The organism is Citrobacter sp. wls827, from assembly GCF_005280875.1.
Taxonomy (GTDB): Bacteria; Pseudomonadota; Gammaproteobacteria; order Enterobacterales; family Enterobacteriaceae; genus Citrobacter; species Citrobacter youngae.
The window spans coordinates 413,855-418,484 of the sequence record NZ_SZWR01000018.1 but is presented as its reverse complement, the minus strand read 5'-3'; the positions used below and the strand labels follow the sequence as shown (position 1 = coordinate 418,484).

The following is a 4,630-nucleotide window of genomic DNA, read 5'->3' as shown; positions in this document are numbered from 1 at the left end:
GCCAGCCGTGCTCGGCCAGGCATGCCGCAGCATGCGCATGATGATGCAGCACCGTTTCGGTTGGCAGATTCATCTCGCTGGCCCACTGGCTGGAAACATAGCCAGGGTGCGCATCATGCACGATACGCTGCGGCGTAAAGTCATAAATGTTCTGGATCAGACGTAACGCATCACGCCACTGCTGCTGAATGCCGTCATCACTGAGATCGCCTAAATGCTGGCTGATAACCGCCTGTTCGCCGCGCACCAGGCAGAAAGTATTTTTCAGATCCGCGCCTAAGCACAACATCGGCGGCACGTCACGAAACCCCGGCGGCAGTGCTATCGCATCCGGCACGTAACCCCGGGAGCGGCGCAGTATTTCCCCACTGTCACGCACCACGGAGTCATCCATGCGCTGCATAATTTCACGGTTATGCAGCAGAAAACCATCAGCAATCTCACTTAAATCGTCCAGCGCCTGCGCATTGGTAATAGCAGGTGGCCTGCCGCTAAGATTGCCGGAGGTCATTACCAGCGGACAATTCATCTCTTGTAAGAGCAGATGCTGCAACGGATTCGCTGGCAGCATAACGCCTACTTCCGTTAACCCTGGCGCAATGCCCTCGCTCAATGCAGCGACATAGCGTTTCTGCATCAGCACGATTGGCGCGGCAGGGGTTGTCAGCAAATGACGTGCGGGTTCAGGTAATCCGTCATCAGCAGGCAGCATTACCGCCAGCGGTTTCGCCGGACGGTGTTTACGCAGCCTGAGCAGTGCGACGGCGTCATCATTGCGCGCATCGCACACCAGATGAAAGCCGCCAATGCCTTTCACGGCCACAATGCCGCCCGCTTTCAGCTGTGCCACCGCCGCCTGCAGGGCGTCTTCTTTTTCAGCCCGCACGTCAGTACTGATCCATTCCAGATGCGGGCCGCATGCCGGACAAGCAACAGGCTGGGCATGGAAGCGACGGTCATACGGGTCACGATACTCTTTGTCGCATTGCGCACAGAGCGGGAACGACGCCATCACGGTCAACGGACGGTCATACGGCATGGCGCGGATAATGGTAAAACGTGGGCCGCAGTGGGTGCAGTTGATAAAGGGATAACGATAGCGGCGTTCGCCGGGAGTGTTCATTTCAATCAGACATTCGGGGCAGGTCGCGGCGTCCGGAACGATCTGCGTATTCATCGAACCGCCAGCGCTTTGACGAATCGAGAAATCGGCAGGCTGCTGCGTCCAGACGAACGGTTCGCTCTCAACGCTGTCAATGCGCGCCAGCGGTGGGCAGTGTTGATGTAACTGCGCAATAAACTCCGCCGGATCTTCCTGCAAGCGCACAACCACACCGTCACCGTCGTTACACACGTCGCCATGCAGCTGTAACCGTTGCGCCAGTTGCCAGACGTAGGGGCGAAATCCGACGCCCTGTACCTTGCCGCGAATACGCAACTGTACGCCGGAGGGGGTGTTTATTGTCATTAGATTTTTCCCGCAGTCATCAATCCCGGTTAGCCTGATGGCGCGATGCTTATCAGGCCTACGGGGATGCGAACAGTAGGCCGGATAAGGCGAAGCCGCCATCCGGCATAAGTACTACCGTATTTTACGCGGATTTGCAGATATCAGAACAGCAAAGATGCGGTGGAATCCAGCGCCGCGCGACGGCGTTTTTCCGCGCTCAGTTGCTCAAGCTTGTTGCGATCCACATAAATCAGCGCGTGAGTCGGGCAGACTTCCATACAGGCAGGACCGGCCTCACGGTGGTGGCACAGGTCGCACTTATTGGCTTCGGCTTTTTCTGCACGGACGTTCAGACCCGCGCCGCTGTTACGCACAACCGGACGCACGACCACTTCCATTGCGCCGTAAGGACAAGCCACAACGCAAGTTTTACAGCCAATGCAGCGTTCCTGCATTACGTGAACAAAACCTTTATCACGGCTGATCGCACCGTTCGGGCAGACGTTAGCGCACGGCGCGTCTTCACACTGGCGGCACAGCGTCGCCGTGGAGACATTAACGCCTTTGATGACGTGAATGCGGGGTAAAAAAGTTTCAGGGGTCAGCGATGCGCAGTCCTGGTTATCCTGATGGGATACCACGCAGGCCACTTCACAGGTACGGCAACCAATGCATTTATTGGCGTCTGCAATGATGAAACGGTTCATCAATTTCTCCAGCAATGACAGAATATCTGCCGAAGCATTCACAAATCGTGCCAGATTTTAATTTACTGTTATTAAAGGATTTTTATTATAATAAATACAAGGATGGCGTGTCATCGTCACTAGTGACGATGACAAATGACAGCCGTCAGCGCTAAGCGGGCGGCGCAACAGAGTCGCGCTGGATGAGTTCACCGGTGAAAGTCTTTGGCGGCGTAAACGCCCCGTCACCCAACATAAAGATCAGGCGCCCAATCGTTTCCTGAATCATTTCTGTTACCGGAATTTTTACGCTGGAAAGCGCCGGAATAGTGTATGGCGCGAGGGTGATATCATCGAAGCCAATCACCGACACCTGTAAAGGCACCCGCACACCATGGGCGTGTAACTGCTTCATCGCGCCGATCGCCATATCGTCATTGCTGGCCACCAGCGCGGTAAAATTGACCTTACGTGAAAGCAACGCATCAACGCCCGCAGCACCGCAGGCTGGCGTCCACTTTCCCTTAACAATCAAGTCATTATTAAGCGCAATACCATGATGTGCCAGCGCGTCTTTATAACCTGAAAGTCGCTCCACGCCGGTTGGAGAATCCATCGAGCCGGTAATAAAACCAATCTCTTTATGCCCGGCGGCAATGAGCTGAGTAACGGCGTTAAAGCTGGTCTGCTTTTGATCACACCATACGCTGTGGCTACTGTTTTTCCGCAGGCGTCGGTTAAGCACCATAATCGGCTGAGTATGGGCGTCGATGATATCGTCTATCTCATCCACACTGAGAAAACGCGGATAGATCATAATCGCGTCGCAGCGTAAGTCCAGAAGGTATTGGATCGCCTGGCGTTCTTCCTCAGCGCTGTGCTTACCGTCAGCCAGCAACAGCTGACGCCCCTTATCCTCCGCCATGCGTGCGGTATGAAACAACAGTTCGCTGAAATAGACGCCGTGATAAAGGGTGTTCGTCACCACCAGTCCCAGCGTCTGCGTGGTTTTCGCCGCCAGGCTACGCGCCAGCAAGTTAGGGCGATAACCACTCTCTTCAATGGCCTGAAACACGCGGTCTTTGGTCTCCTGGCTGACGTAGCCGTTCCCGGAAAGCACCCGGGAAACCGTCGCTTTCGACACGCCGGCACGCTTCGCCACCTCCAGCATCGTGGTCATATTACTCATCCCTATTCTCTCAATGTGACGCAGTGTACTGCACCGTTTCGCCGCTGTCCTTGCTGCTACATCGCAGACGCCAACATCCAGTGATAAACATCACAATTACAATAAATTATCAAAATTAAATCTTGCTCAATATAAATAAATTAAACATTCTTTTGTGGAACCGGTTTCCTATCTGCGTTTCATAACCCAGAAAAGCGACCCAACGTAAACGGATAAAACATAACGTACCCTACTGATAAAACAGGATTAAATCCGATGTCCAAGAATTATGCAGCGCTGGCGCGCTCCGTTGTGACGGCTCTGGGAGGCGTTGACAACATCACAGCAGTGACCCACTGTATGACCCGTTTGCGTTTCGTTATCAAAGATGACTCGCAGGTCGACAGCGCGACGCTGAAGACGCTCTCTGGCGTACTTGGCGTGGTGCGTAGCGATAACCAGTGTCAGGTGATCATCGGCAACACCGTTTCACAAGCGTATCGCGAAGTGGTCAGCCTGTTGCCTGCCAATATGCAGCCCGCTGAGCCGCAAACCAAACCCCGACTGACGCTGAAGCGGATTGGCGCGGGGATCCTCGACGCGCTGATCGGCACCATGTCGCCGTTGATCCCTGCAATTATCGGCGGATCAATGCTCAAGCTGCTGGCAATGATCCTCGAAATGACCGGCGTGCTGGAGAAAGGATCATCCACGCTCACTATTCTGACCGTGATCGGCGACGGCGCATTTTTCTTCCTGCCGCTGATGGTCGCCGCGTCGGCCGCGATCAAATTCAAAACCAACATGTCACTGGCAATCGCCATCGCGGGTGTACTGGTGCATCCCAGCTTCATCGATCTGATGGCGAAGGCTGCGCAGGGTGAGCACGTTGAGTTTGCCCTGATCCCGGTGACAGCGGTGAAATACACCTACACGGTGATCCCGGCGCTGGTGATGACCTGGAGCCTGTCATACATCGAACGTTGGGTCGATCGTATTACTCCGGCGGTGACCAAAAACTTCCTGAAACCAATGCTGATCGTGCTGATCGCCGCGCCGCTCGCCATCGTCATCATTGGCCCGATCGGTATCTGGATCGGTAGCGCAATTTCAGCGCTGGTCTATACCATTCACGGCTATCTCGGTTGGCTGTCAGTGGCCATTATGGGCGCATTGTGGCCGCTGCTGGTGATGACCGGTATGCACCGTGTCTTTACGCCAACCATTATTCAGACCATTGCCGAAACCGGAAAAGAAGGCATGGTGATGCCGTCAGAAATCGGCGCCAACTTGTCGTTAGGTGGTTCATCGCTGGCAGTAGCATGG

General features: G+C 54.7%; 4 protein-coding genes. 1 reads left to right on the top strand and 3 read right to left on the bottom strand.

The features are described 5' to 3' along the window. From hypF to FDX03_RS15205, 3 genes are all read right to left on the bottom strand, one after another. On the bottom strand, positions 1–1,468 hold a 1,468-nt coding region (gene hypF / locus FDX03_RS23485; RefSeq protein WP_249357077.1), incomplete at its 3' end, for a carbamoyltransferase HypF. 143 nt (positions 1,469–1,611) lie between these two features. Beyond that, on the bottom strand, positions 1,612–2,157 hold the full coding sequence (gene hydN, locus FDX03_RS15210) for an electron transport protein HydN (RefSeq protein ID WP_003037366.1): 546 nt from the start codon (positions 2,155–2,157) through the stop codon (positions 1,612–1,614). A gap of 151 nt (positions 2,158–2,308) precedes the next feature. Continuing rightward, positions 2,309–3,316 (bottom strand): LacI family DNA-binding transcriptional regulator, encoded by a 1,008-nt coding sequence (locus tag FDX03_RS15205; protein ID WP_048213491.1) that lies wholly within the window; start codon positions 3,314–3,316, stop codon positions 2,309–2,311. 264 nt (positions 3,317–3,580) lie between these two features. On the opposite strand from FDX03_RS15205, the gene ascF reads away from it, so the two are divergent. Further along, the coding region (gene ascF / locus FDX03_RS15200) for a PTS cellobiose/arbutin/salicin transporter subunit IIBC (RefSeq protein WP_249357076.1) at positions 3,581–4,630 on the top strand (1,050 nt) is incomplete at its 3' end.

Coding starts and splice junctions, on each gene's coding strand:
- hydN (WP_003037366.1), bottom strand. CDS start 2,157: ATGAACCGTTTCATCATTGCAGACGCCAATAAATGCATTGGTTGCCGT.
- FDX03_RS15205 (WP_048213491.1), bottom strand. CDS start 3,316: ATGACCACGATGCTGGAGGTGGCGAAGCGTGCCGGCGTGTCGAAAGCG.